The sequence below is a fragment of the Shewanella colwelliana ATCC 39565 genome, from assembly GCF_000518705.1.
Classification (GTDB): domain Bacteria; phylum Pseudomonadota; class Gammaproteobacteria; order Enterobacterales; family Shewanellaceae; genus Shewanella; species Shewanella colwelliana.
Genome location: NZ_JAEC01000023.1, coordinates 12,492 through 25,943 on the forward strand (window position 1 = coordinate 12,492; position 13,452 = coordinate 25,943).

A 13,452-nucleotide genomic window follows, 5' to 3' on the forward strand; every position below is an offset into this window, starting at 1 on the left:
AATAATCACTCGACACTAAGATGCAGTTTTTTTATCGTTCGCTACTGCGAAATTGCAGCTAATTAGTTTATCCTATGGGCATTGACGAGGCTTCGAGCCTTGCGTTTTTACCCTAATAAAGGAATAGATATGTTGATCACTGCTAACTTTGATGGCGGAAATATAGAAGTCATTAACCAAGACGATATTAATGATGTGCAACTTGCTATTAGGCCAGATGAAGGTGGTGAGTTTTTTCAATGGTTTAACTTCAAACTCCACGGCAATGTCGGTCAACGTTACACGCTCAATATCGTTAATGCCGATAAAGCGTCATATACTAAAGGCTGGGAAGATTACCAAGCTGTTGCTACATACGACAGACAACAGTGGTTTAGACTGCCGACCTCTTATCAAGATGGTAAGCTCACAATTGAGGTGGATCTTGATTGTGAAACAATTCAAATTGCGTATTTTGCACCATACAGTTATGAGCGCCACCAAGACTTGTTAAGTGCGGTTCAAGTGCATCCATTAGTGTCACTTGAGCAATTAGGATTGACCCTTGATGGACGTGATTTGACGTTAGTTAAGGTCGGTGATGATGATGAAGATAAAGCCAACATTTGGATCACAGCAAGACAGCACCCAGGTGAAACCATGGCCGAATGGCTGGTTGAAGGTCTACTGAATAACTTGTTAGATAGCGATTGCCCAACAGCAAAAGCGCTGTTAGATAAAGCGAACTTTTACATCGTGCCAAACATGAATCCAGATGGCAGTGTTCGTGGTCATCTGCGTACCAATGCTATAGGGGTTAACCTTAACCGCGAATGGCAAAGCCCTTCACTAGAGAAAAGTCCTGAAGTTTACCATGTGGTCAACAAGATGAAGGAAACTGGGGTTAACCTTTATTACGATGTGCATGGCGATGAGGGCTTACCTTATGTCTTCTTAGCCGGTTGTGAAGGTGTTCCTCGTTACACAGAGTCTATGGCCGCGTTACAAACCTCATTTGTCGATGCTCTACTGATGGCCAGTGCTGATTTTCAAAATGAGTTTGGCTATGACAAGGATGAGCCAGGCAAAGCCAACCTCACCGTCGCCTCTAATTGGGTTGCAGAAACCTTTGGTTGCTTATCCAATACTTTAGAGATGCCGTTTAAAGACAACGCCAATATGTCTGATCCTATGTCTGGTTGGTCGCCTGAGCGTTCAATTTACCTAGGTGAAGCCTCATTACTTGCGATGTTGGCTGTTGTTGACCAATTGAAATAGGGTAACAAGATGGCGCTAGTTGAATGTCCAAGTTGTAGTAAGCGCATTTCAAGTGTTGCTAAGGCGTGTCCGCACTGTTCATCTAAACTGAGTGGTGAAAACGAATCGCTTAACCGTATTAGCCACATTAAGCGCAGTAATCAGTTAATGAATCAGAGTTTTTTTGCCATGACACTGTTTATTGCTGGCGTCGTAATATGGTTTTGGGGCGGAGAGCCTGCAGAGGGAGTGCGTGCAACCGTTGCTGGCGCCTGTTTTGTCTTTGGATTTGTGGGTTATCTAATAGCTAGAGTTCGTATTGTGCTTCATAAGCGGAAAAGTGTATGACAGATATTAATAAGATGATTGATGAGATGCCCGATGAGGTTTACGCGCGTTTACTTAGCGCCGTAGAACTGGGGAAATGGGAAGATGGTAGCGTGTTATCAGCTGAGCAGCGAGATTCTACTCAGCAGTTAGTGATGCTTTACCAAGCCAGGCGTTTAAATCAAACCGATCATTTCACCATTAATCGTCAAGGAGGGGTCAATGAGCTCTCTAAAGCGGAGCTTAAGCGTCAATTTAAAGGCGAGAATATTGCAGCCTTTAAAGAAGATGAGTTGTAATTTGGCCCGTCGATAATTGGCCCAATGAAAGTAATAAAGCCCCTAATACTGCTCAGTATATTAGGGGCTTTTTTTAATCTTCAGTAAGTTCGCCAAATAGATTTTTCTGCATCAAGCTTCTGATCTCTTCGACGCTATATTTGGTCGATAACAGATAATGTAATTTTGTCAGTGCAGCTTCGGTCGTCATATCAAAGCCACTGATAACACCGGCTTTAGCAAGAGCGTTGCCAGTGGCGTAACCGCCCATATTTACTTTGCCCTGCAAACATTGGGTGAGATTGACTAACACAATGCCGCGGTCATTTGCTTTTCTAAGACAATCGAGTAATTGTGGGTTTTGTGGCGCATTGCCAACCCCATATGTAAGCAGAATAAGTGCTTTAACAGGTTGCTGTAAAATGTTGTCGATGATCTGATTGGTGATCCCCGGGTAAAGAGTGACTACACCAATAGGTTGCGGGCTAATCGTCGCCACTTCCAATCTATTTTCACTGGTGTGACTGATTTTGCCAGCCTTCATTCTTATCTTGATTCCAGCTTCTAACAGCATAGGGAAATTTGGCGAGGCAAAGGCATCAAAACCGTCGGCATGTGCTTTGGTGGTGCGATTTCCTCTAAACAGTTTGTTGTTGAAAAACAGACAGACTTCGGCAACGGGATAGTTGGCGGCAATGTACAGCGCATTCAATAAGTTTGTTTGACCGTCTGAACGGAGCTGCGCCAGTGGGATCTGTGATCCAGTGACAATTACAGGTTTGGTCAGCCCTTGAAGCATAAAAGAGAGTGCTGAAGCGGTGAATGCCATGGTGTCGGTACCATGCAATATAACGAATCCATCGTATTTGTCATAGTTGGCTTTAATGTCGTTGGCAATCATCTGCCAATCGGTAGGGGCCATATTGGAAGAGTCTATTAGCGGCTGATATTCGCTGATCTCAAAGTGGGGCATCTCTTCATGGAAAAACTCCGGCATATCATTGACACAATCGGTTAAAAACCCAGGCACAGGCGCGAAGCCATTTGCGGTTTTCTGCATCCCTATGGTGCCACCAGTGTACGCAACGTAGATGGAACGTTTTTTCATTGTGCTTCTTACTATAGTTATTGCCGAGGGTGGCGCGATTATACTGAGGAAAGGAATAATAAAAAAGCCCGCTTCAGCGGGCTTTTGTTTAATGGTTACTAAAAGTTACAGGTATCGCAGTACAGATAAACGCCATTAGGATCATCAAAGGCATTAAACTCTTCAGCTATATGACTAAATTGCGATAGAAGTTGCTCTAGCATTCCGCCTTGTTGACTGCTCATCGGCAGGTACACTGAAACCGTGGCAAACATCTCTTGAATAAACTGTTCTTGAGGCGTTAACTCCTGTTCAATGAGTTGAGTGTCAAACTTTTCAAGTTTTGCGAGTTCAGCGGCCTTGGTGATGGCAACGTCTAGATCTCCTAGCTCGTCGACCAACCCAAGCTCAAGCGCTTTTTTACCGGACCAAACCCGGCCCTGCGCTATGCCATCGACCTGTTCTAAGTCCATATCACGTTCGTTGGCAACCAAAGAAATAAAGTCATGGTAGCCGCGTTCAATGTGACGTTGAATTATCGCTTTTAAGTCCTCACTAATCCCTTTAGTGGTGGAGAACCCTGCCCAATCAGAGGTTGCTACGCCGTCAGTGTGTATACCTATACTGGCGAGGGAATCTTCGAATGTGGTGACCATGCCGAAAATACCAATAGAGCCTGTGAGGGTAGTAGGCGTTGCAAAGATATAATCTGCACTCGCCGATATCCAATAACCACCGGACGCAGCGTAGCTTCCCATGCTGACCACTACAGGCTTGTTAGCTGCTTTAAGTGCGAGTACCTCTTGGCGGATCTGCTCTGATGCAAAAGCACTGCCACCAGGACTATCAACGCGAAGCACAACGGCTTTAACCGTCTCGTCGAAACGAGCTTTACGTAGCAAGGCCGAGGTACTTTCGCCACCAATTTGGCCCGCTGGTTGGTTACCATTAAGAATGTTGCCTTTAGCGACGACTATGCCAACGGCATCTTCGATAATAAGCGGTGGTTGCTCCTGCACTAAGGTTTGATAATCATAGAAGCTAATCTGTTTATACTGGTCACCGTCACTGGCTTCGCCCACTTGGGCAATCATATCTAAGCGAAATTGTTCAGCCGAAACTAACTTATCAACCCAGCCCATATTAAGTGCCATATCAGAAGAGCGCCCCTTGGCTTTATCTAATTCACTGATATAACGATCGGCACTCAACACTATATCTTCAGGGTTGATGTTACGATTTTTCGCGACTGTGGCTTCATAGCTAGACCAGATATCACCGAGCAGTTCGGTATTGGCTTGTTTTGCAGCATCTGACATGTCATCTCGTAGGAATGGTTCTACTGCAGACTTAAAGGTACCAACACGGAACACGTGAGCCTTAATTTTTAGCTTATCTAACGCAGACTTGTAATATTGGCGATAACGGCTTAAACCATTAATTTCGACAGAACCTTGAGTATTGAGATAAATTGTATCGGCAAAGCTCGCTAAGAAATATTGATTCTGCCCATACCAATTACCTATAGCAGTGATCGGTTTACCTGACTCTTTAAAGCGGCTGAGTGCATCACCAATGCTTTGTAATTTACTGATGCCGGTCCATTGTAGGTGACCTACATCTAACACTATTGAAGAGATGCGTTTGTCGCTCGCTGCGTTATCAATGGTATGAATAAGCTCTGACAGTAGAATTTCTCCGCTTCCGTCATTGGCTTTACCATTTTTCATTACAGCTTCAATGGGATCAATTTGTCGTTTTTGTTCAACAACAGCACCAGCAAGGTCCAATACTAAAGCAGAACCATCTTCGACTACAGGCATATCATCACTGCTCAATGCAACGATGACAATGGCTAAGAAACCAAAGAAAAACAGGTTGAGGATCACTTTACGGGTACCATTTATGGTGTTCCACAAAATGGTTAAGATCCTTTTAAAAATTGAAGGTTTAGCGGACATTCTCCACTCCTATATTAGGTCATTGCTTCTATGCTAACTGAAATTCTATTACGTAGCTAAACACAATTGTAAATGAATCTTATCTTTTGACTGTTGAGCTTAAAACCAACAAGAGGTATGCTGATTTAAATCACTTGTTTAAAAAGGATGTTTGAATGTCGTTTCCGCATTTATTAGAACCCTTAGATTTGGGCTTTACCCAGCTTAAAAACCGCGTGTTAATGGGCTCTATGCACACAGGTTTAGAAGAAGAAAAGGGCGGTTTTGAGAAACTGGCAGCATTTTATAAAGAGCGCGCAATAGGGGGCGTAGGACTGATCGTTACAGGTGGCATATCGCCAAACCTGCGAGGCAGATTAGCGCCACACGCATGCCAGTTAAGTTTTCCATGGCAAGTAAACAAGCATAAAATAGTCACGCAAGCAGTACATGAAGCAGACGGCAAAATTTGTATGCAGATCTTGCATGCTGGCCGCTATGGTTACCATCCGTTTTCACAAGCGCCAAGTAAGATCAAGTCACCCATCACCCCGTTTACGCCTTCGGCAATGTCATCGCGCCAAGTTAAAGGCACAATTAAGGACTACGCAACGTCAGCGGCCCTGGCTAAAAAAGCCGGTTATGACGGTGTTGAAGTGATGGGCTCTGAAGGCTACTTAATCAATCAATTTATCTGTGCACGTACCAATAAACGTACCGATGAATGGGGTGGTGCTTACCAAAATCGTGTTCGTTTCCCACTAGCAATCGTCAACGCTATTCGGGAGAAAGTGGGCAAGGATTTTATTATCATTTTCCGTCTGTCGATGCTCGACCTTGTCGACAATGGATCGACATGGGATGAAGTGGTAACGCTTGCTAAGTCGTTGGAGCAAGCTGGTGTATCGATTATTAATACGGGTATTGGTTGGCATGAGGCTCGAGTACCGACAATTGCGACCAGTGTTCCTCGCGGTGCCTTTGCTTGGGTAACGGAAAAACTGAAAAGCGAGGTTAAGTTGCCATTAGTGGCGACCAACCGTATCAACACGCCAGAGATCGCAGAACATATTCTTGCCTCGGGTCAAGCAGACATGGTCTCTATGGCACGGCCATTTCTTGCAGATGCTGAATTTGTTAATAAGGCCGCTGCAAACGAGAGTCAGCTGATTAATACCTGTATCGGTTGTAATCAAGCCTGTCTCGACCATACCTTCTCACTGAAGCGTGCGACCTGCTTGGTTAACCCTAGAGCATGTTATGAAACTGAGCTTAACTTCACCCCTGCGCAGATAAAGAAGCGTATTGCTGTGATGGGGGCGGGTCCTGCAGGTATGGCATTCTCTATCTATGCGGCAAGCCGCGGCCATAAAGTTGTGGTGTTTGAAGCAAAGTCAGAGGTGGGGGGACAGTTTAATTTGGCACGAAAAATCCCGGGTAAAGAGGAGTTTGACGAAACCATTCGTTACTTCACCGAGCAGATGAAACGTCACCATGTAGAACTACGCCTTGACACGCGCCTGGATGCGTCAGTTGTGAGGGATGAGCAGTTTGATGAAGTGGTCATTGCTGCAGGTGTCGTGCCGCGCCGTATCGATCTGCCAGGCTTTGATAATGAAAGAGTTGTCACCTACCAGCAAGTGCTCAGTGGTGAAGTCACTGTTGGTGAGCACGTGGCCTTAATTGGTGCCGGGGGCATAGGTTTTGATATGGCGCATTTCTTAGGTGAAGATGAATCATCTACCCTACATCCTGAAAAATGGTTGAAGCAGTGGGGCATAGACAAAAGTTACGCTGATAGAGGTGGGCTCAAAGCGCCAGAGCTTGATTCACCCCATCGAAAAATCTACCTGTTGCAGCGTAAGACTAGCAAGATGGGGAAAGGACTGGGTAAAACCACAGGTTGGATCCATCGTAGCGTGCTTAAACATCACCAAGTCGAGATGAAGACTGGGGTGACCTACGAGTCGTTTGATGAACAGGGTCTACATATCAGTATGGATGGTGAGGCGAGCGTGCTCGCCGTTGACAATGTCATTTTATGTGCAGGGCAAGAGTCAAATCGTACTTTGGTCGATGAGATGAAAAGCACGGGTTTGCCGGTGCACCTTATTGGCGGCGTAGACGTGGCGGCTGAACTCGATGCTAAGCGAGCTATTCGTCAAGGTGCTGAGCTAGCAACACAGTTGTAGCTCAGTATTAGTCAGTGTAAAAGGGTCTGATTACAGACCCTTTTTTTGGGCTAGAGTTTGCCAAATAGCCATATTATTGCCATGTTATCATCAATCGTTAACCACTGAATGAGAAGATACTGGTGAAACTAAACGAATTATTAGTCGGATTAATATTGGCTTTGTACGGCAGTCAGGCATCAGCGAAGTTTGATGATGAATTAGCCGCTCAGCTTGGGGCTGATCAATATGGGATGAAAAGTTATGTGATGGCGTTTTTAAAACGCGGTCCCAATCGAGGACAGACTGAAGCTGAGGCTGCACGTCTTCAACGTGCGCATTTAGATAATATTAGTCGTTTAGCCAAAGTTGGAAAGCTAGTACTGGCCGGTCCCTTTATGGACGAAGGTGATATACGGGGGATCTATATTTTTAATGTAGCCACGGTGGAAGAGGCAACTGCATTAACCGAATCAGATCCTGCCATTAAAGCTGGTCGCTTGGTGATGGAACTTCATCCTTGGTATGGCAGTGCTGCATTGATACAGGTCAATGCTGTTCATCAACAGATTGCTAAGGAAGGGATTTAATTTTCATTGCTGACCAGTTGTGGTTCTTGCTCAATATTGTTTGTTTGATGGCAATGTTGGCGCGGAGTCACTACTTCAGCACCATTAGCCGATAGCGCTAAGTCGAGATCCGTCTCTGGAGAACAGCAGCAGGGTAGGCATTCATTAGCCTCAAGTTCAACTAAAGGCACGGTGTGATAGCGCACAGTGCCTTTATTGATTTTTGTCTTACAGGCACCACAAAATCCGTTACGACATTCTGAGAATATCTTTACTTTCTTTTGTTCTAATGCGTCTAACAAGCTGGTGTGCTGCGCTGTGTATAACAGCGCAGGTTGACCTTGAAGACTGACAATAGGTGCCTTTTTAAACGTGGCGTTATTAAAGGTCAAAGTCTGCAAATTCGCTTTCGTCAATCGATGAATCGATTTGACCAACAAGGTAGGAGGAGACTTCAACTTCTTGTGGTGCAACTTGTACTGCATCACTCTCTAACCAGTTCTTCATCCACGGGAGTGGGTTACTCTGCTCTTCATAAGGACTTGGGAAGTTAACTGATCTCATGCGTTCGTTAGTAATATATTCGACATACTGACATAAAATCTGTTCATTCAAACCTATCATAGAACCATCTTTAAATAGGTATTTCGCCCACTCTTTTTCTTGCTCTGCAGCTTTAACAAAAATGTCGATAGCTGTCTGTTCACACTCTTTGGCAATTTCACCCATCTCAGGGTCATCTTTGCCTCCTTGCATGATTTTTAGAATGTGTTGGGTGCTATTTAGATGGAGTGCTTCGTCACGAGCAATAAGACGAATGATCTTAGCGTTACCTTCCATCACTTTACGTTCAGCAAAGGCAAACGAACAGGCAAAGCTGACATAGAAGCGGATAGCCTCAAGTACGTTTACAGATACCATACATAAATAGAGGGCTTTTTTGATTTCACGTTTAGTGACATCAATCATTTTCCCATCGATTTCGTGGGTACCTTCGCCAAGCAGGTGATAAGCCTGACTTAGCTGAATAAGCTTGTCATAGTAGATTGCAATGTCAGTGGCGCGTTTTAAAATTTCCTCGTTTTCAACGATATCGTCAAACACCACAGAGGGGTCATTAACGATATTACGAATGATATGAGTGTATGAACGCGAGTGAATAGTTTCAGAAAACGACCAAGTTTCGATCCAGGTTTCTAATTCAGGTAGCGATACCAGTGGTAAAAATGCTACGTTAGGTGAGCGACCTTGAATAGAGTCAAGCAAGGTTTGATATTTTAGGTTTGAGATAAAGATATGTTTCTCATGATCCGGCAGGGCCGCATAATCAATTTTATCTTTACTGACATCAACTTCCTCTGGGCGCCAGAAAAAAGATAACTGCTTTTCAATAAGTTTCTCGAAAACTTCATATTTCTGGAGATCGTAACGTGCAACGTTAACTGACTGCCCTAAAAACATAGGTTCTAGTTGAGCGTTATTTGCTGTCTGACAAAATGTTGAGTAGGCCATTTTTCTATCTTCCGATACATGGGGGGCAAGCCCCCTTTAATTCGCATTAAATACTGGTGATTAAAATCTAGGGTTGGTTAGATTTTACATGCGCCGCCAGCGCAACTGTCATCTTCTTTCTCAATGGCAGTGATATCGTCATGACTATCTGAAGCGCCATCACGAGTATTGTGATAGTAAAGTGTCTTCACACCATATTTGTAGGCGGTTAATAGATCTTTAAGCAACACTTGCATAGGAACTTTATTACCCGGGAAACGGCTTGGATCATAGTTAGTGTTTGCAGAGATCGATTGGTCAACAAATTTTTGCATCAACCCGACAAGTTGAAGATAACCATCGTTGTTAGGCATCTGCCAAAGCAGCTCATAGCTGTATTGATACTTGTCGAAATCTGGCACGACTTGCTTTAACTGGCCATCTTTACTTGACTTAACGCTGATTAAACCACGCGGTGGTTCGATACCATTTGTCGCGTTAGAGATCTGTGAAGAGGTTTCTGACGGCATCAACGCAGACAGTGTTGAGTTACGCAGGCCGTGAGTTTTAATCTCTTCTCGTAACGTTTCCCAATCCATATGTAAGGGTTCATCACAGATCTTGTCCAAATCGCGCTTATAAGTGTCGATTGGCAAAATACCTTTAGCATAATTGGTTTCATGGAACAGTGGGCATGCACCCTGTTCTTTAGCCAAGTTTACAGAGGCCTTCAATAGGTAATATTGAATGGCTTCAAAGGTTTTATGAGTAATACCGTTTGCTGAACCATCAGAGTAACGCACACCTTCTTTAGCTAAGTAATTAGCAAAGTTGATCACCCCTATACCTAAGGTACGACGATTCATCGAGGCTTTGTGTGCTGACGTGATTGGATAATCTTGATAATCCAATAAATTGTCTAACGCACGTACAGCTAAATCCGCTAATGGCTCTAACTCTTCAAGCTTCTTGATGGCACCTAGGTTCAATGCCGATAGCGTGCACAAGGCAATCTCGCCATCAGGGTCATTGATATTGTTCAGTGGTTTAGTTGGTAATGCAATCTCTAAACACAAGTTAGATTGACGCACTGGCGCAACTTTAGAATCAAACGGGCTGTGTGTATTACAGTGATCCACGTTTTGGATATAGATTCGACCCGTAGATGCGCGCTCTTGCATCATCAAGGCAAACAGCTCCACGGCTTTGACTTCTTTTCTACGAATGCTCTTGTCTGCTTCATATTTTAAGTAAAGACGTTCAAACTCTTGTTGGTCTTCAAAGAACGCATCATACATACCAGGTACATCTGATGGACTAAAGAGACTGATCACGCCACCTTGAATCATACGTTGGTACATGAGTTTGTTGATCTGTACACCGTAATCTAAATGACGAATACGGTTATCATCGACACCACGGTTGTTCTTTAGAACCAAGAGTGATTCGACTTCCAGATGCCACATCGGATAAAACAGGGTCGCAGCACCACCGCGCACGCCGCCTTGAGAGCAAGACTTAACCGCGGTTTGAAAATACTTATAAAAAGGCAAGCAACCAGTATGAAATGCTTCGCCGCCGCGAATTGGGCTACCTAACGCACGAATGCGTCCTGCATTGACCCCTATGCCAGCACGTTGCGATACATACTTAACGATAGATGACGCGGTTGCATTGATAGAATCTAAGCTGTCACCACACTCAATTAATACACAAGAGCTAAACTGGCGAGTTGGTGTACGGACACCAGCCATAATCGGTGTAGGCAAAGAGATCTTAAAGGTCGACGTGGCGTCGTAGAAATCTTTGACATACTGCAAACGAGTGTCTTTTGGATATTTAGCAAATAAACACGCCGCCACGAGAATATAAAGGAACTGAGCACTCTCATAAATATCATGGGTTACACGGTTTTGAACTAGGTATTTACCCTCTAGCTGCTTAACCGCAGCATAAGAGAAGTTCATGTCACGCCAATGGTCGATATAACTACCTAAGATATCGATCTCTTCACGGCTATAGTCATTCAAGATATGTGTATCGTATTTGCCAAGCTCTACCAATTTTACGACATGGTCGTACAGCTTTGGAGGCTCAAACTGACCGAATGCTTTTTTACGCAAATGGAAAATGGCTAAACGGGCAGATAAAAACTGATAATCAGGCGATTCAGGCGAGATAAGATCTGCGGCTGCCTTGATAATAGTTTCATGAATAGCTTCTGTTGGAATACCGTCGTAAAACTGAAGGTGAGAGCGTAATTCAACTTCTGATACCGAGACGTTTTTAAGTCCTTTTGCCGCCCAGGTGATGACACGGTGGATCTTGTCAAGATCGATGGTTTCGCGTTCGCCACTGCGTTTCGTGACTTGCATATTGCTGTTCATTAACGATAAGCCCTGAATTGACTATTGTGATAAAGATGAGGAGTTACTTTGGCCCAACGTTTCCATGTAAAAACAATAGATGGGTTAAGAAATACGTCGATACTACACCTAGTTTCTAGTGTCTTCGACCATCACCTACACACAATATATGGTGTTTTTTAAATTATAGGATACAAGATAGTGAGGTTTGGGCGATTTTGCAAGAGAGAATTTACTGGACAACTTGTGGATATCTTGGGGGTAACAATAAGGGTTAGTAACGACTTACCTTTAAGCCTTGTTTTCAATTACGATAGCCCCCTTGGGTTAACATTTAACCACACAAATTTAAATGTGAAGATCGCCAGTTTTATAAACGATCGTTTCGATCCGATTAGTCAAAAAACGATCGTTGTCAGGCTAGTGACTGATGGTGACCAAAAGCGCTAACACAAAATGTATCGATAACTTGTTACTTAAGATTGGCGTTCAGTAGAGCAATTATCTCATCTGGATTGTCAAAACTAAAGTCGTGGGGCCATTCGCTACTGTTATCCGCTTGCCCTATATAACCCCATTGTGCAATTCCTCCCTGCATGCCACTATTTTGTGCCGCCTGAAGGTCTCGTAATGCATCTCCCAAATAGAGTATCTGGGCCACATCAACCCCTATCTGTTGAGCCGCGAGTAACATTGGTGCTGGATGGGGCTTGGTATAACGAACTGAATCGCCACTAACCACCGCAGGCATTAATGGTATGAGCCCTAAATGGTGAAGCAGTGGTCTGGCAAAGTAAGCCGCTTTATTAGTGACTACGCCAAAAGGGATCTGCTCGGCGACTAAAAAATCAATGAGCTTCTTTACTCCATCAAAATAGATCGCCTGCTGGCCGTTGACCTGACCGTAATGCTTTAGCAAAGCTTGTTGCAGTTGAGTTTGAGCAACATCGCCTATATAGGGTTGCGCCGCATTGACTAAGGCCATACTCCCATTAGATGCCTCATCGCGAATTGCCGATAAAGCGACTTGAGGGTAGCCGTATTCAACTAACGCCAGATTAAGCGCAGCAATCAGATCGGGAGCGGTATCGACTAAGGTGCCATCAAGGTCGAACAACACGCCCTTGATGGCGGGTAATTTACGCATCGTCATTTTTGACGGTGGCTATCATATAGTTAACATCTAAACTCTTTGTGTATCGAAAGATGTCTGTAATAGGGTTATAAGTGATACCAGTGGCATCAGTACATATAAGGTCAACACGATCTGCCATGGCGATAAGCTCGGCCGGCTTGATGTACTTATTATGATCATGGGTGCCAACGGGAAGCATCTTTAATAGGTACTCGGCGCCCAACACGGTTTCAACATAGGCACGAATATTTCTATTGATTGTAGAGAAAAACACATGGCCGCCAGGCTTAACCATCTCAGCGCATGCTTGAATCACAGAGGCGGGGTTAGGCACGTGTTCTAACATCTCCATACATGTCACGACATCATAATGGCCGCGATGTGAATCTCGATGCGCTTCGGCAGTGTCTTGAATGTAGTCTATCTCTACGCCAGTCTCTAATGCATGCAACCTAGCCACATCTAATGGTTCAGTGCCCATATCTAAACCGGTCACATTTGCACCTATACGTGCCATGCTCTCAGATAAAATGCCACCACCACAGCCTACATCTAAAACTTGCTTACTAAATAGCCCACCAACAGTTTGATCGATAAAGTTAAGACGCAGTGGATTGAGCTTGTGTAATGGTTTGAATTCGCCAGCGGGATCCCACCAGGTTTCCGCCATCTTTTCGAATTTAGCGATCTCTTGCGGATCAACATTGATGTTTTCTGACATGTTTAGCACCTCTGCCGAGATTTTATTTTTCGCCATTATACCTATCGCTTTTCAGAAACAAAGGAGAATAGCGTACAGACTGACGAGATAAGCAGCAGATCGCTGGTTAACCGTTCGGCGATTGATTTCTA

General features: G+C 44.2%; 12 protein-coding genes. 5 read left to right on the forward strand and 7 right to left on the reverse strand.

Annotation, left to right across the window (positions count from 1 at the left end; genetic code table 11):
* Positions 1 to 129: 129 nt before the first annotated feature.
* Genes L876_RS0111040 through L876_RS0111050 form a run of 3 tightly spaced genes read left to right on the forward strand, consistent with a single transcriptional unit; the run spans position 130 to position 1,862 of the window.
* Positions 130 to 1,257 carry a M14 family metallopeptidase gene (locus L876_RS0111040; RefSeq protein ID WP_028763873.1) on the forward strand — a complete coding sequence of 376 codons (1,128 nt, stop codon included), beginning with the start codon at positions 130 to 132 and terminating at the stop codon, positions 1,255 to 1,257.
* A 9-nt stretch (positions 1,258 to 1,266) separates the two neighbouring features.
* Positions 1,267 to 1,584 (forward strand): hypothetical protein, encoded by a 318-nt coding sequence (locus L876_RS0111045; protein WP_028763874.1) that lies wholly within the window; start codon positions 1,267 to 1,269, stop codon positions 1,582 to 1,584.
* Entirely contained in the window at positions 1,581 to 1,862 is a 282-nt protein-coding gene (locus tag L876_RS0111050) for a YeaC family protein (RefSeq protein WP_028763875.1), read from the forward strand. Before L876_RS0111045 ends, L876_RS0111050 begins: the two co-directional genes overlap by 4 nt.
* A 73-nt stretch (positions 1,863 to 1,935) precedes the next feature.
* On the opposite strand, the gene ansA is transcribed toward L876_RS0111050, so the two are convergent.
* Together ansA and sppA are read right to left on the reverse strand one after the other, a co-directional pair.
* Positions 1,936 to 2,949, reverse strand: a complete 1,014-nt coding sequence (gene ansA, locus L876_RS0111055; protein ID WP_028763876.1) for an asparaginase — start codon at positions 2,947 to 2,949, stop codon at positions 1,936 to 1,938.
* 98 nt (positions 2,950 to 3,047) lie between these two features.
* Complete coding sequence (gene sppA / locus L876_RS0111060; protein WP_028763877.1) at positions 3,048 to 4,889, reverse strand: signal peptide peptidase SppA; 1,842 nt, start codon at positions 4,887 to 4,889, stop codon at positions 3,048 to 3,050.
* Between the two features lie 155 nt (positions 4,890 to 5,044).
* Between sppA and L876_RS0111065 the strand changes: the two genes are divergently transcribed.
* Positions 5,045 to 7,060: an NADPH-dependent 2,4-dienoyl-CoA reductase gene (locus L876_RS0111065; RefSeq protein WP_028763878.1), complete on the forward strand. Its 2,016-nt coding sequence runs from the start codon at positions 5,045 to 5,047 to the stop codon at positions 7,058 to 7,060.
* A gap of 122 nt (positions 7,061 to 7,182) precedes the next feature.
* Positions 7,183 to 7,629: a YciI family protein gene (locus tag L876_RS0111070; protein ID WP_248674577.1), complete on the forward strand. Its 447-nt coding sequence runs from the start codon at positions 7,183 to 7,185 to the stop codon at positions 7,627 to 7,629.
* Here L876_RS0111070 and yfaE read toward each other — a convergent pair.
* The 5 genes from yfaE to ubiG form a co-directional block, all read right to left on the reverse strand.
* Complete coding sequence (yfaE, locus tag L876_RS21580) at positions 7,626 to 8,024, reverse strand: class I ribonucleotide reductase maintenance protein YfaE (protein ID WP_051413085.1); 399 nt, start codon at positions 8,022 to 8,024, stop codon at positions 7,626 to 7,628. The two genes, L876_RS0111070 and yfaE, sit on opposite strands and share 4 nt — an antisense overlap.
* A complete protein-coding gene (nrdB, locus tag L876_RS0111080; RefSeq protein WP_028763880.1) occupies positions 7,990 to 9,120 on the reverse strand; it encodes a class Ia ribonucleoside-diphosphate reductase subunit beta in 1,131 nt (376 codons plus the stop codon). The genes yfaE and nrdB overlap by 35 nt, the downstream gene beginning before the upstream one ends.
* 77 nt (positions 9,121 to 9,197) lie before the next feature.
* On the reverse strand, positions 9,198 to 11,486 hold the full coding sequence (gene nrdA, locus L876_RS0111085; RefSeq protein ID WP_028763881.1) for a class 1a ribonucleoside-diphosphate reductase subunit alpha: 2,289 nt from the start codon (positions 11,484 to 11,486) through the stop codon (positions 9,198 to 9,200).
* A 451-nt stretch (positions 11,487 to 11,937) separates the two neighbouring features.
* Complete coding sequence (locus L876_RS0111095) at positions 11,938 to 12,618, reverse strand: HAD family hydrolase (protein WP_028763883.1); 681 nt, start codon at positions 12,616 to 12,618, stop codon at positions 11,938 to 11,940.
* A complete protein-coding gene (gene ubiG / locus L876_RS0111100; protein ID WP_028763884.1) occupies positions 12,605 to 13,321 on the reverse strand; it encodes a bifunctional 2-polyprenyl-6-hydroxyphenol methylase/3-demethylubiquinol 3-O-methyltransferase UbiG in 717 nt (238 codons plus the stop codon). Before ubiG ends, L876_RS0111095 begins: the two co-directional genes overlap by 14 nt.
* Between the last annotated feature and the right edge of the window lie 131 nt (positions 13,322 to 13,452).

Coding starts and splice junctions, on each gene's coding strand:
- L876_RS0111040 (WP_028763873.1), top strand. CDS start 130: ATGTTGATCACTGCTAACTTTGATGGCGGAAATATAGAAGTCATTAAC.
- L876_RS0111045 (WP_028763874.1), top strand. CDS start 1,267: ATGGCGCTAGTTGAATGTCCAAGTTGTAGTAAGCGCATTTCAAGTGTT.
- L876_RS0111050 (WP_028763875.1), top strand. CDS start 1,581: ATGACAGATATTAATAAGATGATTGATGAGATGCCCGATGAGGTTTAC.
- ansA (WP_028763876.1), bottom strand. CDS start 2,949: ATGAAAAAACGTTCCATCTACGTTGCGTACACTGGTGGCACCATAGGG.
- sppA (WP_028763877.1), bottom strand. CDS start 4,889: ATGTCCGCTAAACCTTCAATTTTTAAAAGGATCTTAACCATTTTGTGG.
- L876_RS0111065 (WP_028763878.1), top strand. CDS start 5,045: ATGTCGTTTCCGCATTTATTAGAACCCTTAGATTTGGGCTTTACCCAG.
- nrdB (WP_028763880.1), bottom strand. CDS start 9,120: ATGGCCTACTCAACATTTTGTCAGACAGCAAATAACGCTCAACTAGAA.
- nrdA (WP_028763881.1), bottom strand. CDS start 11,486: ATGAACAGCAATATGCAAGTCACGAAACGCAGTGGCGAACGCGAAACC.
- L876_RS0111095 (WP_028763883.1), bottom strand. CDS start 12,618: ATGACGATGCGTAAATTACCCGCCATCAAGGGCGTGTTGTTCGACCTT.
- ubiG (WP_028763884.1), bottom strand. CDS start 13,321: ATGTCAGAAAACATCAATGTTGATCCGCAAGAGATCGCTAAATTCGAA.